General features: G+C 58.8%; 15 protein-coding genes. 12 read left to right on the top strand and 3 right to left on the bottom strand.

Going from position 1 to position 18969, the window contains the following annotated elements:
- Positions 1-30 precede the first annotated feature (30 nt).
- Entirely contained in the window at positions 31-2118 is a 2088-nt protein-coding gene (locus tag HKK55_RS28095; protein WP_178128866.1) for a TonB-dependent receptor, read from the bottom strand.
- 160 nt (positions 2119-2278) lie between these two features.
- On the opposite strand from HKK55_RS28095, the gene HKK55_RS28100 reads away from it, so the two are divergent.
- The 7 genes from HKK55_RS28100 (at position 2279) to HKK55_RS28130 (ending at position 10112) form a co-directional block, all read left to right on the top strand.
- Entirely contained in the window at positions 2279-2620 is a 342-nt protein-coding gene (locus HKK55_RS28100; protein ID WP_169357563.1) for a YceK/YidQ family lipoprotein, read from the top strand.
- A 153-nt stretch (positions 2621-2773) separates the two neighbouring features.
- Entirely contained in the window at positions 2774-4531 is a 1758-nt protein-coding gene (locus HKK55_RS28105; protein WP_169357564.1) for a carbamoyltransferase, read from the top strand.
- A complete protein-coding gene (locus HKK55_RS28110) occupies positions 4515-5645 on the top strand; it encodes a glycosyltransferase (RefSeq protein ID WP_169357970.1) in 1131 nt (376 codons plus the stop codon). The genes HKK55_RS28105 and HKK55_RS28110 overlap by 17 nt, the downstream gene beginning before the upstream one ends.
- Positions 5645-6541, top strand: coding sequence for an antimicrobial resistance protein Mig-14 (locus tag HKK55_RS28115; protein WP_169357565.1), 897 nt, complete (start codon positions 5645-5647; stop codon positions 6539-6541). The genes HKK55_RS28110 and HKK55_RS28115 overlap by 1 nt, the downstream gene beginning before the upstream one ends.
- Positions 6538-7962 carry a PIG-L deacetylase family protein gene (locus HKK55_RS28120; RefSeq protein ID WP_169357566.1) on the top strand — a complete coding sequence of 475 codons (1425 nt, stop codon included), beginning with the start codon at positions 6538-6540 and terminating at the stop codon, positions 7960-7962. The genes HKK55_RS28115 and HKK55_RS28120 overlap by 4 nt, the downstream gene beginning before the upstream one ends.
- A gap of 114 nt (positions 7963-8076) precedes the next feature.
- Positions 8077-9231 carry a glycosyltransferase family 4 protein gene (locus HKK55_RS28125; RefSeq protein WP_169357567.1) on the top strand — a complete coding sequence of 385 codons (1155 nt, stop codon included), beginning with the start codon at positions 8077-8079 and terminating at the stop codon, positions 9229-9231.
- Positions 9228-10112, top strand: a complete 885-nt coding sequence (locus tag HKK55_RS28130) for a glycosyltransferase (RefSeq protein WP_169357568.1) — start codon at positions 9228-9230, stop codon at positions 10110-10112. Before HKK55_RS28125 ends, HKK55_RS28130 begins: the two co-directional genes overlap by 4 nt.
- A gap of 67 nt (positions 10113-10179) precedes the next feature.
- Here the strand turns inward: HKK55_RS28130 and HKK55_RS28135 are convergent, their stop codons facing one another.
- Positions 10180-12024 carry a bifunctional O-antigen ligase/aminoglycoside phosphotransferase family protein gene (locus HKK55_RS28135; RefSeq protein ID WP_169357569.1) on the bottom strand — a complete coding sequence of 615 codons (1845 nt, stop codon included), beginning with the start codon at positions 12022-12024 and terminating at the stop codon, positions 10180-10182.
- Between the two features lie 155 nt (positions 12025-12179).
- Between HKK55_RS28135 and msbA the strand changes: the two genes are divergently transcribed.
- The 5 genes from msbA (at position 12180) to HKK55_RS28160 (ending at position 17957) form a co-directional block, all read left to right on the top strand.
- A complete protein-coding gene (msbA, locus tag HKK55_RS28140) occupies positions 12180-13985 on the top strand; it encodes a lipid A export permease/ATP-binding protein MsbA (RefSeq protein ID WP_169357570.1) in 1806 nt (601 codons plus the stop codon).
- Between the two features lie 185 nt (positions 13986-14170).
- On the top strand, positions 14171-14875 hold the full coding sequence (locus tag HKK55_RS28145; RefSeq protein WP_169357571.1) for a sulfotransferase family 2 domain-containing protein: 705 nt from the start codon (positions 14171-14173) through the stop codon (positions 14873-14875).
- Positions 14868-15476 carry an adenylyl-sulfate kinase gene (gene cysC / locus HKK55_RS28150; protein WP_169357572.1) on the top strand — a complete coding sequence of 203 codons (609 nt, stop codon included), beginning with the start codon at positions 14868-14870 and terminating at the stop codon, positions 15474-15476. Before HKK55_RS28145 ends, cysC begins: the two co-directional genes overlap by 8 nt.
- Positions 15477-15579: 103 nt before the next feature.
- On the top strand, positions 15580-17010 hold the full coding sequence (gene hldE, locus HKK55_RS28155) for a bifunctional D-glycero-beta-D-manno-heptose-7-phosphate kinase/D-glycero-beta-D-manno-heptose 1-phosphate adenylyltransferase HldE (RefSeq protein WP_169357573.1): 1431 nt from the start codon (positions 15580-15582) through the stop codon (positions 17008-17010).
- A gap of 14 nt (positions 17011-17024) precedes the next feature.
- On the top strand, positions 17025-17957 hold the full coding sequence (locus tag HKK55_RS28160; protein WP_169357574.1) for an NAD-dependent epimerase/dehydratase family protein: 933 nt from the start codon (positions 17025-17027) through the stop codon (positions 17955-17957).
- Between the two features lie 42 nt (positions 17958-17999).
- Here the strand turns inward: HKK55_RS28160 and HKK55_RS28165 are convergent, their stop codons facing one another.
- Positions 18000-18965 carry a metal ABC transporter ATPase gene (locus tag HKK55_RS28165; protein ID WP_169357575.1) on the bottom strand — a complete coding sequence of 322 codons (966 nt, stop codon included), beginning with the start codon at positions 18963-18965 and terminating at the stop codon, positions 18000-18002.
- Positions 18966-18969: the final 4 nt, after the last annotated feature.

An 18969-nucleotide genomic window follows, 5' to 3' on the forward strand; every position in this document is an offset into this window, starting at 1 on the left:
AGAGCCGTCTCCAGCCTGTACGACCGTCGCTTAAAATTGATATTGCGCACCGGCTCCCATATACCAGGAACGACCAGGCGCGGCCTCGTAATAGCGGCCGTTGCCATCTCCGACAATCACCGACCCGACATACTGGCGATCCAGCAAGTTATCCAGGCGCAAGGTCTGGTGAAAGGTCCAGTGTTCCACTTTCTGCTCAAACCGCGCCCGCCAGTTGAACACGCTGTAGCCCGGTGCTGGGTGGGCCTGGTTGGTGTCTTCGACATAGACCTTGCTGCGGTACATGCCCTCGATGGCGGTGCTGACCCAATCCCGAGGTTTCCAGTTCAGTTCGGCAAACAGTGTGGTTTGCGGCACACCAGGCAGGTAGTTGCCTTTATCCACCGGTTTCCCGCCGCCCACGAAATCGCTGTCGTAGGTGGCCTGCAGGCGGGTGTAGGCGATGTTGGTGCTCCACTGCTCGCTCAGTTGGCTTTCGATGCCCAACTCAAAGCCTCGGCGCAGGGTGCGGCCAGCGTTTTGGTAGGTGGTGCGGCCGCCAATGGATTGCTGCACGACCAACTCGTCGTCGGTGGTGATCTGGAACAGAGCTGCATTGACCCGAGTGTCTTGGCCGATCCGTGCTTTCAGGCCGACTTCGTACTGCTTGCTGACCGAAGGCTTGAGGGCAAAGTTGAAACCATTTGAGGTCGTCGAATAGGCCGACTCTGCCTGGGTCGGTGTTTCGAAACCCTTGCCAGCGCTGACATAGCCATGCAGGTCGGGAGTGAAGGCGTACATCACGCTGACCGACGGGGTGTTTTTCTGGTAGGTCTTGCTGCCGCTGTCGTTGCCGTCGCTGAGGAAGTGGTCATCCACGTCCATCTTCATGGTGCTGTGGCGCAGGCCCGCTTGCAGGGTCCAATCCCCCAGCAGCCAGTTGGCCTGTACGAACGGGTCGAGGCTGGTGGCGGTGTCGATTTCATCGCGGCCCAGCGCGCCTTTTACGCCATGTTCGCCGTTCAGGGTGTTTGAGTAGCCTTGGCGATCATCCTGGCTGCGGTCGTAATCCAGGCCGCTGATAATCGTCAGGTCGCCTGGTGCACCAGCGATGGGCTGTAGCCAGTGGACCGAGCCGCCGTAGAATTTTCGGTCGAAATCCACCACGCCGCCGCGTTTGTCCGAAGGTGTGCCGCCTGGAATCGACAGATACTGGATGACGCTCCGCCGGCCGGTATAGGCATTGACCTGCAACGTTGCATCGCCGAAGTACCGCTCGTAATTCATCCCCAATTGTTGATGATCAATGCTCTTTCGGGTGTTGTATTCCAGGGCTTTGCTGCTTACCGAGCGTGGATCCGCTTTATACGCCTCCCACTCCTGCCCCAGAGGATCCTGGGTACCATTCTGCTCCAGGCTGCTGTAGATCAGCGCCAGTTTGCTGTCGTCATCGGGGTTGAGGTTGAGCTTGGCGAAGGTCTGATCGCGGCGGGCGCTGCTGTGGTCGCGGTAGCCATCGGTGTCCATGCGCGAGGCGTCGAGGACGAAGCCTACGCCGTTCGCTGAGCCTTCGGCGGTCAGGTGGTTCTTGCTCAGGCCGTCGCTGCCGATCAGGGTTTCAGCGCCGATGCGCGGTGGGCCTTCGCCGTCCCGGGAAAACATCTGGATCACCCCGCCGGCATTGCTGCCATACAGGGTGGCGGCCGGGCCGCGAAGTACTTCGATACGGTCAGCGGTGTCTAGATTAAAGGTGGCGGCCTGGCCCTGGCCGTCCGGGGTGCTGGCGGGGATGCCGTCGGCAATCAACTTGATACCGCGTACGCCAAACGCCGAGCGCGCGCCGAAGCCGCGAGAGGAAATCTGCAGGTCCTGAGCGTAGTTCTGACGGTTCTGCACCACCAGCCCCGGTACGCGGGACAGGGCTTCGGAGGCGTTGATGCCCAATTGGCCGTCGCTGATCTGTTCGCGGCTGATGCTGTCCACGGAGTACGGCAGGTCGAAGCTGGGGCTGGCGTTGCGCGAACCGATGACCACGCTGGGGTCGAGGACCAGTGAGGATTCGTCGGCCTGGGCGTTGTTGCACAACCCCAAAAGGCCGGGAAGCAACATTGCGAAACAAGTGGGGGTAACAGCTTTCATGAGCAGGCCAACATCCATGACGCGCAGCGCTGGCGCGGGAAATGCGCAAGTTTAACGATTCAGCAAGCGTTTGCCGATTGATCTTCCAGCCGTTTGCCTGCGTACCCGCATTGCGCGGCCCTGGGTTAAGCTGCCCGCCCTATGTCAAAAGGTGCTACTCGTGAATCCTGTAAAGAACCTCTTTCTCATCGTGATTGCCCTTTCGACTGCAGGCTGCGGCACCCTCAATACTGTATTTAGAGAAGACGCGGTAGCGAGCCAGAACCTTAAGGACTTGCGTAGTCACTGTGAGAATGTGCCGCGTGTTTACAGTGGTGTGGTGTATGACTTCTGCTCCCTCAATGGCGAACCTAACAGCAACGGGAATATGGCTGCTCAGCACGTTAACTCGGTTCCTTGGGTTGCTATTGATTTTGTCGCCTCAGGCGTCCTGGATACGTTGGTGCTGCCTTATACGATCTACCGGCAGAGCAAGGACGGCAGTATCGAGATCTTCCGCTAGGGTGCAGTGACAACCGGTCGCCATAAACGCTAGATCATCACGGGACGTCTTTACGCTATAATCCCGCCCTTTAGCTGTTTCTCGCCCAGGCGGGGAGCACACTTTTTTCAGGCGTGACGCGCCTGCATGCAGACTAAAAGAGGCTAGACCCCTGTGGCATTGACGATTCTTGGCCTGTCCGGCGCCCTTAGCCATGATCCTTCCGCAGCCTTGTATATCGACGGCAAGCTGATCGCGGCCGCCGAAGAAGAGCGCTTCGTACGCGACAAACATGCAAAGAACCGCATGCCCTACGAATCGGCGAAGTTCTGTCTGGAACAGGCCGGCATCAAACCTTCCGACGTTGATGTGGTAGCGATCCCGTTCGCGCCTATCAGCTTGTTCGGTGAAGCGCGCTGGCACTACGCCAAGCGTTACTGGTACGCCCCGGACCGCGCCCTCGACGCGATCCTGATGGGCAACCGTCGTTACAAGCGCTATCGCAACAAGATCGTCTGGTGCCTGGAGCAACTGGGCTTCGATCCGAAGAAAATCAAGATCGAGCCGGTTGAGCACCACCTGGCCCACGCTTCCAGCGCTTACCACTGCTCGGGCTTCCAGGAGAAGACCGCGATCCTGGGGATCGATGGCAAGGGCGAGTACGCCACCACCTTCTTTGGCTATGGCGAGAACGGCAAGATCCACAAGATCAAGGAATTCTACGATCCGGACTCCCTGGGCGGCCTGTACGGCGCGATCACCGAGTTCCTCGGTTTCGAGATGCTTGACGGTGAGTTCAAGGTCATGGGCATGGCGCCGTATGGCGATGCCAGCAAGTACGATTTCTCGCGCCTGGCCTCCTTTGAGAATGGCGAACTGGTGATCAACACCGACTACGCCAACGTCATCGGCCTGCGCCGTTATAAAGAGAAGGGCAAGGGTTTCTACTTCTCGCCGAAACTGATCGAGTGGCTGGGTCCCAAGCGCGAAGGCGACATCGCCGACGAGCCGTACATCCACTACGCGGCCAGTATGCAGGCGCTGTTCGAGAAGCTGGCGTTGCAGATGATCGACCATTACCTGGGCGACATCCTGAAAGACACCGGCAAGCTGGCCTTCGCCGGCGGCTGTGCGCTGAACGTCAAGCTGAACCAGAAGATCATTGCCCGCGATGACGTCAAGGAGCTGTTCGTGCAGCCGGCGTCCGGCGATGCCGGCACCGCCGTGGGTGCGGCCGCCTATGTGTCCCACGCCCGTGGTGTGCCGGTGGAGAAGATGGAACACGTCTATCTCGGCCCGTCCTACAGCAACGAAGACGTGATCGCTGCCTGTGCCAAGCACCCGAGCAAACCGGTGTGGCGCCAGATCGAAAACACCCCGCAGCGTATTGCCAAGATCATGGTCGACGGTAACCCGGTGGCCTGGTTCCAGGGCCGCATGGAGTTTGGCCCGCGTGCGTTGGGCGGTCGTTCGATCATTGGTTGCCCAAGCGCCACTGGTGTGGCTGACCGGATCAACCACCAGATCAAGTTCCGCGAGCGCTGGAGGCCTTTCTGCCCGTCGATGCTCGACACCGTCGCGCCGCAGATGATCAAGGTCGATCACCCGGCACCGTTCATGACCTTCACCTTTGAAGTGTCGGAAGAGTGGAAGACCCGTGTGCCGGAAGTGGTCCATGAAGATGGTACTTCCCGTGCCCAGGTGCTCAAGCGCGAATACAACCCGCGTTACTACGACATGATGAAAGAGCTGGAAGTGCTGACTGGCAACGGTGTGTCCCTGAACACCTCGCTCAACCGTCGTGGCGAAGCGATGATCTGCTCGCCGACTGACGCACTGAACATGTTCTTCGGCTCGGATCTGGAGTACCTGATCATGGAAGACATCCTGGTGGTCAAGGATGGCGTGGACCCTTATGACTCGGTCGGCTGATCGCCACGTCCTGCAGTTCTGCCACGGCTATGACGGGCCGTTCCTAGACTGCGCGCGGCAGTACGCCAGCTTGTTCGCAGGCTCCGGCTATAAGGTGACCACGGTGTTCCTCACCGGGGTTGCCGATCCCGAGGTGGCGGCGGGCTGCGGGTCTGACGAAGTATTGTTCATGGAGTTCAGCTCGAAGGCCATTCGTGGGCTCAAGCTGGCGGCCATCAATGAGCTGCACAAGATTGCCGCTTCGCGCAATTTCAGTTTCTGTATCGCCCACCGCTTCAAGCCGATCTACATCGCGATATTGGGTACCAAGCTGCCGGTGATCGGTGTGCACCATGCATTTGGTGACTACCAGCGCCGCAGTCGTCGGCTGTTCGCAACGCTTTTCCGCAAGCGTTTGAGCTTGCTCGGTGTGTCCGATGCGGTGCGTGATGATATGCGCCGCTGTTTGCCGGCGTGGCCGGCGGCGCGGATTCAAACCTTGTACAACCGTATTGATGTCGAGGCCTTGCAGGCCAGTCAGGTGCCGGTCGATGAGGCGCGTGATGCCTTGGGATTGTCGCCGGATGAGTGGGTGGTCGGTAACGTCGGCCGTCTGCATCCGGACAAGGACCAAGCCACGTTGCTCAAGGGCTTTGCCTTGGCGCTGCCGTATTTGCCAGCCGAGAGCCGTCTGGCGATCCTCGGTACCGGGCGTCTGGAGCAGGACCTCAAGGAATTGGCGCGCGAGTTGAATATCGCCGGGCAGGTGCTGTTTCTTGGTCAGGTGCCGGATGCGCGTCGTTATTTCCGTGCGTTCGACGCCTTTGCCCTGAGCTCCGATAACGAACCTTTCGGCATGGTGTTGCTGGAGGCCATGGCCGCTGGTGTGCCGTTGCTGGCGACTGCCTGCGGCGGGGCGCGAGAAGTGGTCGAGGGTGTGGGGATTCTGTTTCCCTTCGGCGATGCTGAGCATTTGGCCAAGGGGCTGCAACATTTGGCCACCATGGACCGTAGCCAGCGCCTGCAATGTTCCGAGATGATGCTGGAACGCTTGCATGAGCGCTTTTCGGACCAGGCCGTGCGCGACACTTTCTGGAGCTTGCCTCAAGTGACCGAACTGGCTGCGAGGGCCTGATGCTCAACCGATTCCAAGGCTGGCGCGAACGTGGCTGGTCCGTCGTTGACGCGCCTACTTATAGTGAGGCGTGGCAGCGTTTTGGCGGCAGTGTCGCGACCCACCCGTTGGTGGTCGAGCGCCTGGCGCAGTTGGCCAATATTCCGGTGCGTTACCTGGCTTGGGAGCAGGGCGGTGAGCTTAAGGCGTCCGTTGCTACCTGGGGGCGGGACTTGGCCTTGTCCAAGGATGTGCTCAAGCGCCACGGCAAGAAAGGTTTGTTCGACTTGGGCAATGCCGAGCTGATTTTGCCGGCCGCGGCTGACACCCAAGCGCCGTTACGCCACCGCGCGCGTTATCTGTCGGGGCTGAATGAAGGCCGTTTTTCCGGCCTCAAGCCACAGGCCGAACAGCTGGCCATGGCGCGTACCCCTGAAGAACTGTCGAAAAAGTTTCGCTACAACCAGCGTCGCGAACTACGTTTGCTGGAAGAGGCGGGCGGCGTCGTGCGGGCTGTGGGAGAGTTTTCCAGCCCAGAGCTGGCGGCGATTTATTGCGATCTATTCCAGCGCCGCTGGGGCTTTCCGGCCACCGGTGCCGAGCGGATGGCCGAGGTCATCGAATTGCTGCGCGAACTGTTAATTGGCTCGGTGATTTTCCTCAATGACGCGCCGATTGCGATTCAACTGGTCTATCGCGTCGAGGCGCCGGAGTGGATCAGCGTCGAATACATCAATGGCGGTGTCGACCCTCAAACCCGTGAGTTCAGCCCGGGCAGCGTACTGAGTTTCCTCAATACCCAAAGCGCCTGGGAACAGGCGCGAACGCTGGGCAAGCCGCTGCGCTTTTCATTCGGTCGGGCTGACCGCGAGTACAAGGACCGTTGGTGCAATCCTGTGCCGGTGTTCAAGGTATGAGTCAGTCTCCGAGCCGCAAGCAGATATTGCTCAAGCGTCATCGACGCAATAAACGTATCGGGCTGCTGGTCGGTTTGTTGTTGCTGATTGGCGTTGGCGTGTTGGTGGCCTGGTGGCTGCCATTGTTGCTGGCGGTCCTGGCCTGGGTGGCGCATGAGGCCTGGTTTGCCGATCATCTGTTTTACTCCCCCGCGGACGACTATCAATACCACTTCCCGACCGATACCGAGCAGCCCAAGGTGCGCCTCGACAACGGGCGACTGATGTTGGAGCAACCGCTGGAGCTGTCAGGCGACGAAACACTGATTCTGGCGTTGCGGATCAGAAGTGGCTGGCTGGGCCGCTTTATCGACCCTTTTATCGAGTTGTCCGATGGTGAGCATCTGGATCGCCAGACGTTCGAGCGTGGCGTTGACGGCCTGCGCTATCTGAACCTCAGTGGTCAGGCGAAAGCGCTGGCCGATGGACAACTGCAACTGCGTGGTCGTTTCTGTCGGATGCAGGGTGATCCGGTGCTGTCGGTGTTCCGCCAGCCCGATGTTCGTCGTCAGCGAGTGATGGTCATTGCCCCTCATGCCGATGATGCTGAGCTTGCGGCCTTCGGCTTGTACAGTCAGGCGGCGGAGTCCTGGATTGTGACCTTGACCGCTGGTGAGATCGAAGCCGAGCACTATCAGCAGATGGGGCTTGGGAAAGCTGAAGCCGCGCGTCTCAAAGGGCGCCTGCGGGCCTGGGACAGTCTCGCGGTTCCGCGCTGGGCGGGGGTGCCGCAAGAGCACTGTGTCCAACTAGGATACTTCTGCCTGCAACTGGCGGCGATGAAGGCCGAGCCGGATCGTGCAGTGGCCTCCAGGGAAGCCGAGATGACTGATATCCGTCCGTTTCGGCAACTGAACCCGTTCCCGTTGCCGGCAGACGCCGATGGTCAACCGACCTGGAATAATCTGCTGGCCGACCTGCGTATGTTGCTGCTCAAGGCTCGTCCTGAAGTCATCGTGCTGCCACATCCGATGCTAGATCCACACCCCGACCATATCTGCGCTCAAGAAGCGGTACTTGAGGCATTGCAGGGACTGGCGTGGCAGCCAACCACGTTGCTCGGTTATGCCAACCATCTGCATGACAACGATCGCTGGCCGATGGGCGATACGGGTATGGGGATCGCTTTACCGCCCTCTTTTGATCCCGCGTACACGTTGCAGCCCTATTGTTTGCCCCTGTCCGAGGAGCAGCAGCGTGACAAGGCGATGTCGTTGGGCATGATGCATGACCTGCAGCCAAGGACGCCCTTCAAGCGCCGGCTACGCCGTTTGATACAGCGTCTGCTGGCGGCCCGGGCTATCTCGCCCTGGGGTGAAAACGAGTTTTTCCGCAAGGCCGTCCGGCGGCATGAGCTGTTTTGGTTCATCAAACACAAGTAAAAGTAATGCAAGCCGTTGACCACTGGCAGCGGAGCCTGGCCCTCAGGACGTGATCGCGTTAGCCAGAGAGTCGTCCTGGGCCGTTGAGGCAACAGGTTTCCATCGAGGAGAGTTATGAGTCGGCCGTTCAAGGTCCTGCAATTGCAGCCTGACTACAATGTTAAATCCCATGACTTTGCCGACCTTGCCGAGCAGATCGTCAAGGCCTTGCCAGCGGACCGCTATGAAGTCACCGCCGCTTTCCTGCGCGGACGGCCGGGGCCTGCGGGCCCGGTCAGTCGTGCTGCCACGTCGGTCTACTTCGACTTCTCCGACAAGTCCCTCAAGGGTCTGAGGCTGCGGGCCATGTGGCGGCTCTATCAGTTCTGCCGCAAGGAAAAGTTCGACGTCGTCATTTGCAACCGCTTCAAGCCGGTCAACATGATGTTGCAGCTTAATCGCTGGTTGAAAGTGCCGCTGTGTATCGGTATCTCTCACGGCTTTGGCGAATACGACCGACTTTATCGGCGTAAACAGGCACAGCGCCTGATTGATGAACACTGGCGCTTTGTCGGTGTGTCTCCGGCGGTGAAACAGTACCTGCTGGATTGCCGCTGCGGGTTTACCGACGCCAATACGTATGCAATCACTAATGCCATCGACATCGAGCAGGCAGAGGCATTGCAGCATTCCCGCGAGCGTTCGCGGGAACTGTTGGGGATTGATCCTTCGGTTCGCCTGATTGGTGCGCTGGGACGTCTGGTTCCGGTGAAAGGGCATACGTATTTGCTGCAGGCGTTTGCCGCGCTCAAGGACAAGTACCCGCACGTGCAACTCGCCATCATCGGTGCGGGTCGTGAAGAGTCCAGCCTGTCGACGCAAGTCCAGCAATTGGGTCTTGGCGGACGTGTCCATCTGTTGGGCTTCAAGGAAAATGCCCTGCAGTACGTACGGGCCTTTGACATCTGGACCATGCCTTCCCTGGCGGAGGGGCTGGGCCTGGCGTTGCTTGAGGGCATGAGCGGGCGTTTGCCAGTCATTGCCTCTAGTGTGCCGGCGATGCTGCCACTGATTGAAGGGGCGGGCGGCCTGGCGGTAGAACCGGCGAATGTGCCTGCACTGGTGCAGGCGCTGGACACTTACCTGGGGCTTTCGGATGAAGACCTTGCCGCCAAGGGCGAGCAGGCTTATCGCTACCTTCAGGAGCAGCACGACATCGAGGTGTTCCGTCAGGAGTATCTGGATTTGATCGATTCGGGACTGAATCAAGCACACAGGAACGCTGTATGAACGAACATCAGCCATTGGTCACCGTGATCATTGCGTCTTACAACCATGCTCCTTATATCGAAGAGAGCATTCTGAGTGTGTTGAATCAGACGTACCCAAATATCGAGCTGTTGGTGATTGATGATGGTTCGACGGATGACAGTGTTGAGCGCATTCGTCGGCTGCAGGAGGCTCATGCTTTCGATTTCCAGGTTCAGCAGAATCAAGGGCTTACCAACACGCTCAACGGTGCGATAGCCCGGTCCAAGGGGACGTTGATCGTGCCGTTTGGCTCGGATGACATCATGTTGCCTGAGCGGATTGCGGTGCAGGTGGCCCATATGGATGGCAAGCCGGAGGTGGGCATCTGCGCCGGCAATATTGAATTGATCGATTCTGAGGGCGAACTGTTTCCTGAAAAGCGCCAGCGGCGTGATGTGCCTTTCAGGCGTCTGGATTTCGATGACATGTTTCTGGAGCGTAAGCCGTACCCACCTGCGCCGACGTTGATGATTCGGCGTGAGGCGCTGGATAAGGTCGGTGGTTTTGATCCAGAGATCCGTCTGGAAGACTTGCTGATCGAGTTGAAAGTGACCCATGCCGGGTACTTTATCGATGGGTTGAATGTATTGATGGCCCGCTATCGCAAACATGCCACCAATTCATACAAGAATCATCGCTTCATGATTGATAGCATCCTGCGCACCTATGCGTTGTTCAGCGACCATCCGCTGTACGACCAGGTGCGCTACAAGTTTCTTAATTCGATGTTCCTCAAAACCTCTAACCGCGACCGTGCGTTGGCGCGCGAGGTGCTGGCACAGATTCCACTGAAGGCCTGGAACGGCAAGACGTGGCGTGGGCTGGCGCGGATGTTTTTTTCTCCCCTGGAGAAAAGCTGAGGCCTCGAGTGGGCGCTGGTGGTTTCGCCGGCGTCTGCATCTGCAAGCGCCTGGCTGAACGGCTGCGCTAGTGAGTCGACTGGATTTGTTTTTGCAGGCTTTCAACCGCCTGCACCGACGCCTTCGTGCCATACCCCTCAAGTAGCGCGTGCAGATGCTCACCGAAGAGCCAGGCACGGTCTTCGTCATAGCGCTGCATATGGCGCAGGTTGCGCTGGCGTAGTGACAGGCTCAGCGGCGAAGGGTAAATCCGCATGTCGGCCAGATCGATCAAGCCAAATCCGCCGGCTTCAAGTACCAGCACATTGCCCAAGTGCAGCGAACGGAAGTAGATGCCTTGTTCATGGAGTTGGGCCATGAAACGACCGAACTGCGTTACCTGTTCGTGGCGCTCGGTCGGGCTGCTCGAGCCTAGTACATGACGAAGTGTCTGCCCGCCCAAGGGTTGGTATTGCACGGCGTTACTCCCATCGTGCAAGTCATACAGCGCCCGCACTTCTGGCGTCGTTATGCCCAGTTCGCGAAGGCGCTGGCAATTGGCAGCAAAGCGCTGTGAATAAGGGTTGTAGCTGCCGGAGGTGTAGAAGCGGCGGCGGCGGAACAGTTTTAGAAAGTTGCCGTCCTTCAACTTAAGCACTTTCGGCCCCAGCCCGTCGGCTTCGATCACCTGTGCATCGGTCATCATTTCCTCAGCGCTCGAACGACTCAGTGGCTTCACCGGCAGGGTGAGCAAGCGCTTGGCGCGAGCATTGATAGACAGTGCGACGATCAGTGATAGGGGAATCCACAAGAGGAACCAGTGTTCTTTGGGGCGGGCAAGAATACCGCCGCCCTCGGTGAGGCCTGCGCCGATACCGTAGAGCAGCCAGGTCGAGGCCATGATGAACAGCGGCTGTGCGCGATGTTGCCAGCAGGTCAGCAGGCCTTTGAACTGAATGAACAGCCACGGCAAAAAGCCGATGATGCCAACGTAATAAAGGACGCCCAGGGCAAAGCTATGGGGCTCCTCCAGGACATACCCCAAGCCTGGGAGGCTGGCGCTGAAAGGCGCGTCGAAGCCATGGCCAATCCATGGGGTGCTGGCAATTTGTCCCAGCGCCAGTTGCCAGATGTCGAAGCGGTAGGAGCTGCCTCGTTCGATCAGCATTTGTGAGAGCAGAACGGAGACTACAACTGTGCAGATCACCATGACGCCGGCCAGTACCAGCGATCTACGGTTCCAGCAGTTTATGCTGATCCATAGGGCCGCCAGGGTCAGGGCTACGAGCGGGGTTCTTGAGCCCGTAGCCAGCACGGCCGCAAACATGATTGCGGTTGCCGGAAGGCTGAGCCAGAGCAGGGCATGGCGTCGGCAAGTCATGCTCAGGCTGAGCCAGTAAACACAAAAGAATCCAAACAGATGGGAGCTCAGCAGCGGGTTGTCAAAGGCCCCGCCACCAATCATTCGTAATTCAGGGCTATAGCCTCGAGCAAAGACGTAGAGGTCTTTCAGGGTGAAAACGAGCGCCAGGACCGCCGCGCCGAACAACAGTGGGCGCAGAATATCTTCGCGGTAACGAACCAGCGCGAAGCAGCCGACAAATAGAAATACGGTATGCAGCGGCGGCTTTGCTTCACTCAGGAATCCGTCGGTTTGCGGGCTCCACATCAGGCTCGTGAGTGCCCAGGCGACGAATAAAAGCATGGCAATGAAAATAGGCTCCCGCAGCAGCTCTTTGAACTCGCGGGGTCGCAGCAGCAAGGCAATCAGGGCCGGAATGCTGAACAGGCCATAATAAAATTTGTGCAGAACGCTGCGGTCCGGCAGGAAAAAAAGACCGCACAACAGCATGAAAAAACCAGCTGGAAGGATCCAGAGGCAAATGAAGTCGAAGATTCGATATGGGGTATTTTTAAGGCCGCTGAGGTGCATGCTTTGAAATTCGTCGCCGAGATGAGTGGCCATCATAACGGTAATGGGGGCGGGCTGTCGTTTGTCCGGTTCCCTCGACAGCAGCTTTTGCTGGTGCCGGTCCGACAGGGAAGCTGTGCTAAAGTCTGCATCCTTTCCAACGACTGTCGCGTGATATGACCAACTCCAGTCTCTCCGCAGACCCATCGAGCTTGAAAATCTACTTCCGTTTGCTCGGCTATGTCCGGCCTTACGCGGGGTTGTTTCTCATCAGTATCGTCGGGTTTCTGATTTTTGCTTCGACCCAACCGATGCTTGGGTACATCCTCAAGTATTTCGTCGATGGGCTGTCGAACCCCCAGGCCGTACTGTTTCCTTCGGTGCCTTACCTGCGTGACTTGCAATTGCTGCAGGCCGTGCCTTTGCTGATCGTGCTGATTGCCGCCTGGCAGGGCCTGGGTTCTTTCCTGGGTAACTACTTCCTGGCCAAGGTATCCCTGGGGCTGGTGCATGACCTGCGGGTGCAGTTGTTCAACAACCTGCTGGTATTGCCCAACCGTTACTTTGACCAGCACAACTCGGGGCACTTGATCTCCCGCATTACCTTCAACGTCACCATGGTCACTGGGGCGGCGACGGATGCGATCAAGGTCGTTATCCGTGAGGGCATGACAGTCATATTCCTGTTCGCCTCGCTGCTGATCATGAACTGGCGCCTGACGCTGGTGATGGTCGCCATTCTTCCGCTGATCGCCGTCATGGTCAGCACGGCCAGCAAGAAATTTCGCAAGCAAAGCAAGAAAATCCAGGTGGCGATGGGTGACGTGACTCATGTTGCCTCGGAAACCATCCAGGGCTATCGCGTCGTGCGCAGCTTCGGTGGTGAAGTCTACGAGCAGAAGCGCTTCCTCAAGGCCAGCCAAGGCAATACCGACAAACAGCTGCGTATGACCCGCACCGGTGCGATCTATACACCGATGTTGCAGTTGGTGATTTACACCGCGATGGCCGTCCTGATGTTCCTGGCGCTCTATTTGCGTGGCGATGCTTCGGCGGGCGACATGATCGCCTACATCACTTTGGCGGGTTTGTTGCCCAAGCCTATCCGGCAGCTGTCGGAAGTCAGCTCGACCATTCAGAAAGGTGTCGCAGGGGCCGAGAGCATTTTCGAACAGCTGGACGAAGAGCCAGAGGTCGATCGCGGCACCGTTGAACTGGACGCTGTGACCGGGCACCTTGAAATTCGTAACCTGAGCTTCACCTACCCAGGCACCGAGCGCCAAGTGCTCAACGACATCAGCTTCAGCGTCGAGCCTGGAAAGATGGTGGCATTGGTAGGTCGCTCCGGCAGTGGCAAGTCCACATTGGCCAACCTGATTCCGCGTTTCTACCATCACGATAAGGGCGAAATTCTCCTGGATGGCACCGAGGTGGAAGACTTCCGCCTGTTGAACCTGCGCAAGCATATTGCCCAGGTCACTCAGCATGTGACCTTGTTCAGTGACACCGTGGCCAACAATATTGCCTACGGTGACCTGGCGAACGCGCCTCGCGAGGATATCGAGAAGGCCGCCACCGATGCCTTCGCCATGGACTTCATTGCGCAGTTGCCACAGGGCCTCGACACCCAGGTCGGTGAGAACGGTGTGCTGTTGTCGGGCGGCCAGCGGCAAAGGCTGGCCATCGCACGGGCCCTGCTGAAAAATGCCCCGTTGCTGATTCTCGATGAGGCGACATCGGCGTTGGACACCGAGTCCGAGCGCCACATTCAAGCGGCGTTGGACAAGGTCATGAAAGGCCGCACGACCCTGGTCATTGCTCACCGCTTGTCGACCATCGAGAAGGCGGACCTGATCCTGGTCATGGACCAGGGGCAGATTGTCGAGCGTGGGACCCATGCAGAGTTGCTGGCGCAGAACGGCTACTACGCACGCCTGAATGCCATGGGGCTCGACGCGCCGGCGGCTGTCGACATCGTTTGAAAAAAAGCGGGGTGAGCCCAATCACCCCGTCATTCTCCAGGGCGTGCAACGCGCTCTGAGGCTTTGTATCCGCATCTTTACACACTTGACCAAAGCCAAATAATTCCCCGCCCTTCGTTTGTTATGTTGGCCCCCAGTTCTTGATGGCGAACGATGGGGGTTAACCCTCTCGCGTGGGTAATGGGATGTTGCAACGTATTCTCTGGAAATTACTTCCAAAACCTCAAAGGGCTTTCCTGTTGGCGCGCTTGTCGGTGGTTGATCGCCAAGCCGTGAACAAGTCCATGTCTGAGGGCACAGCGTTTCCGGAGCCTTTTCGGCGGCATGCCTGCGTGTTCATCCATGTCCCCAAGTGCGCCGGCAGTAGCGTCTGTTCTGCACTCTTTGATAACTGGAGGCCGGGGCATTTACCGTTGTATTGGTACCAGCAGCAATTCCCCGAGCACTGCTCGCGCAGCCTCAAGTTCACTTTCGTTCGTGACCCTCTGGAACGTGCCTACTCGGCCTATGCCTTTCTGCGGGGCAACCACTTGGGTACCCGTGACCATCAGGCTCAGGTGTTGGTGTCCAGCTACCGGGACTTCGACGATTTTGTCGCGCGCTGGCTGCACCCGGAAAACGTGCGACGCCAACTTCACTTTGCTCCGCAGACCGACTTTCTGGTGGACGCCATGGGGCACATGGCCATGGACTTCATCGGCCGCCAGGAGCATCTGGGTCGAGATTTCCAGCACCTGTGCGAGCGCCTGGGAGTTGCGTCAGCCCTGCCTCATTTAAATGGTTCCGTTGAGCGTCGTCCGGAACCTGTCAGGGAATTTTGCTCCCTGCGCACGCGCCGTCTGGTCAGACGTGTCTATCAACGTGATTACGAGCTCCTGGGTTATGAATAATGTGTCCCCCTCAGTCGGTTTTGCCTCTATTCGCCCATTTGCGTTGTCACTGTCAGTGGCCGCCCGTGCAGCCCTCAAACATCAACAGCCCTGTTGCCTGTGGTTGACGGGATTGTCTGGGGCCGGAAAGTCGACCCTGGCCAATGCGTTGGAGGTGAAACTCAACGAGCAAGGGCGCCATACCTTTGTGCTCGACGGCGACAACCTGCGCACCGGCTTGTGCAATGACCTGGGGATGGGTAATGAGGCGCGCAAGGAGAACATCCGCCGTATTGGCGAGGTAGCGCGCCTGATGGTGGACGCCGGCTTGATCGTGATTGTCTCGGCCATCTCGCCGTTTCGTGCCGATCGGGACACCGCCAGGGCGTTGTTTGGGCGTGGACAGTTCTTCGAAATTTACGTCAGCACGCCGTTTGATATTTGTGCCCGGCGCGACCCTAAAGGCTTATACCAGGCGGCATTACAGGGGCGTATCAAGGATTTCACCGGGCTGGACAGTCCGTATGAAGCGCCGCATCAGGCCGACTGTGAGATCAATACCGATGAGTTCGAATTGTCTGATGCCGTTCAGCATATCTTGGGCGATCTGTTCAAAAAATGATCAGTGCGAGGGTGTGATTCATTGCAGGTAAAGCTCTCGAACGAGCCAGCGCTCACCCTGTGGTAATATCGCGCCCCTGTTCATTTTGTATGTGGGTTGCTCCATGAAGTTGTCCATGCCGCGATTCGATCAAGCCCCTGTCTTGGTGGTCGGCGATGTCATGCTCGACCGTTACTGGCATGGCGGTACCTCACGGATTTCCCCTGAGGCACCGGTACCGGTAGTCAAGGTCGAGCAAATCGAAGACCGCCCAGGCGGCGCTGCCAACGTTGCCCTCAATATTGCCGCTCTCGGCGCCCCGGCCTCCCTGGTGGGTGTGACCGGTGACGACGAAGCCGCCGACAGCCTGGCCAACAGCCTGCGTGGTGCTGGCGTGCGTGCGCTGTTCCAGCGCATTGCCCATCAGCCGACCATCGTCAAGCTGCGGGTCATGAGCCGTCACCAGCAGTTGCTGCGTATCGATTTTGAAGAACCCTTCGCCACCGACGCCCTGGCTCTCAGCGAGCAGGTTGACGAGTTACTGGAAGGCATCAAGGTGCTTGTGCTGTCCGATTACGGCAAAGGCGCGCTGAAGAATCACCAGATGCTGATCCAGGCCGCCAAGGCCCGGGGCATCCCGGTGCTGGCCGATCCCAAGGGCAAGGACTTCTCGATTTATCGGGGGGCCAGCCTGATCACGCCGAACCTCAGCGAGTTCGAAACCATCGTTGGCGGCTGTGTCGATGAGCACGAACTGGTGACCAAGGGTGCAAAACTCATGGCCGATCTCGACTTGGGCGCCTTGCTGGTCACCCGTGGTGAGCACGGCATGACCCTGTTGCGTCCGGATCACCCGGCGATGCACCTGCCCGCGCGGGCCCGTGAAGTGTTTGATGTCACCGGTGCCGGCGATACAGTGATTTCCACCTTGGCGGCTGCGATTGCTGCCGGTGAAGAGCTGCCCCACGCTGTGGCCCTGGCCAATCTGGCGGCGGGTATCGTAGTCGGCAAGCTGGGTACGGCGGCCATCAGTGCCCCGGAACTGCGCCGCGCGATCCAGCGTGAAGAAGGTTCGGAGCGGGGCGTGTTGGGCCTGGAGCAGTTGCTGCTGGCGGTCGATGATGCCCGTGCCCATAACGAAAGCATTGTCTTCACCAATGGCTGTTTCGACATTCTCCATGCCGGTCACGTGACCTACCTGGAGCAGGCGCGCGCCCAGGGCGATCGCTTGATCGTCGCGGTCAACGACGACGCTTCGGTCAGTCGCCTGAAAGGGCCGGGCCGGCCGATCAACAGTGTCGACCGCCGGATGGCGGTGTTGGCTGGGTTGGGTGCAGTGGACTGGGTGATCAGCTTCTCCGAGGGGACCCCGGAAAACCTGCTGGCGCAGGTCAAACCGGACGTACTGGTCAAGGGCGGCGATTATTCCGTCGACCAGGTGGTCGGTGGCGATATCGTCAATGCCTATGGCGGCAAGGTCAAAGTGCTGGGGCTGGTGGAGAACAGCTCGACCACCGCGATTGTCGAAAAAATCCGCAGCAATGACGTTACTTAATAGGTTTTACCGATATGGCTGATGCTCCTCTCGTTCTGATCACCGGCGGTGCTGGCTTTATTGGCTCGCACCTGGTGGATGCCTTGCTCGTCAAGGGCTACGCGGTGCGGATCCTCGATGATTTGTCTACTGGCAAGCGCAGCAACCTGCCCATGGACAACGCTCGGGTGGAGTTGCTGGAAGGCAATGTTGCCGATGCTGCGTTGGTTGCCCGCTCGGCCATTGGCGCTTGTGCGGTGGTGCACCTGGCGGCAGTGGCCTCGGTCCAGGCGTCAGTGGACGACCCGGTCAGCACTCACCAGAGCAACTTCATCGGCAGCCTGAATGTCTGCGAGGCCATGCGCGAGGCCGGGGTCAAGCGCGTGGTGTTCGCCTCCAGTGCCGCTGTGTATGGCAACAATGGCGAGGGTGCTTCCATTGATGAGGAGACGTCCAAGGCGCCATTGACGCCTTATGCCTCGGACAAGCTGGCCAGTGAACACTATTTCGATTTCTATCGTCGCCAACATGGTCTGGAACCGGTGATTTTCCGTTTCTTCAATATCTTCGGACCACGCCAGGATCCTTCTTCGCCGTATTCCGGGGTGATCAGTATCTTCAGTGAGCGCGCGCAAAAAGGCCTGCCTATCACCGTGTTTGGCGACGGCGAGCAAACCCGCGACTTCATGTATGTGGGAGACCTGGTGGACCTGCTGGTGCAAGCGATTGAAGCCGAAGAAGTCCCGGCGGGCGCGATCAACGTCGGCTGGAACCAGACCACCACCCTTAAGCAGGTGCTGGAGGCGCTGGTCGAAGTGGTTGGCGACTTGCCGGCTGTCAGCTACACATCGGCACGGTCGGGGGATATTCGTCACTCGCGGGCGAACAATCAGCGCCTGTTGGCAAGTTTCAAACTGCCGGCGCCGACGCCAATGAAGGTGGGGTTGGCGCGGTTGCTCCAGCTCTGACTCAAGGCCGTCGTGGTGCCGAGCAATGAGTGAAGCCGTTAGTTAGCGGCTTGCCTTCTTCGGCACCATCTTGCGCAAGATCTGCCGCGCCTTGCCGGTCAATTGTTTCAGCTTCGATTCTTTCTCGGGTGTGCTCAGTCCCTGCTGTCTGAGCCAGTCCTTCCACCTGATCCGTTCGTCGCGTACCAACCAGCCTTCCTGCTGGGCAAAGCTTTCTGCCAGATACAGTCCGCGGGTGCTGGCGGGATAGAGCTGATCCTTCTTCAAGGTATACAACTCGGCGCTCGGTTGGCCGTCCTTGAGAGGCATCAGGTACAGGTCGGGGCGCTGACGGTCCAGTCGCGCCACCAACTGGTCGCCCTCCAGTCGCTCATCGACATGAAACAGGCTCAGGGACTTGGCCTCTTTCGGCACTTCCAGGCGCAAGTCATAAATCAATTGCAGCGAAGCTGTGGGCAAATGCACGTAGGCCCGTGGGCGCTCGATCAGTTGCATGGTGGCGCAACGTACCGGGCGGGCGGCACCCGATAGCGGGCTCAGGCGAAACGGTAAGGCTTCCCGGTAATGCAGGGCAGAAGAGTAGGGCGCTGGCAGCCAAGTGTCGTTGAAGCGACCGCCGAGCCAGCCTTCCGGGGTTTCCAGCAGGCACTCTTCGGCGATTTCCTGGATAGCGGTGTGCAGTGGCAGGTTCAGCTCGTGGGCCGGGACGTAACCGGAAATCAGCTTGAGCACCACGTCGCCGCGATCCTGCCGACGTTGGCGCACCAGTACCCAGTAATCGCGATTCTGCCAATGCAGGGTCAGGCGCACTGAAACGCCGAGATTGGCCAGCTCCAGGGAAAACCGCTCGGCGTCCGCCACGGTTACCGGTTTGCGTCGTTGTAAGGTTTGGGCAAAGTTGAGCGGCATACCGACGCTCTGGTAGCTCAGGCCTTCGGGGGTGGCTTCGACGAACAGCGGCAGTGTTTTAAAGTTACTGGGGTTTTTTCTTATGAGCGTTCGCGGCATGTCG

Source organism: Pseudomonas sp. ADAK18, assembly GCF_012935695.1.
GTDB lineage: Bacteria > Pseudomonadota > Gammaproteobacteria > Pseudomonadales > Pseudomonadaceae > Aquipseudomonas.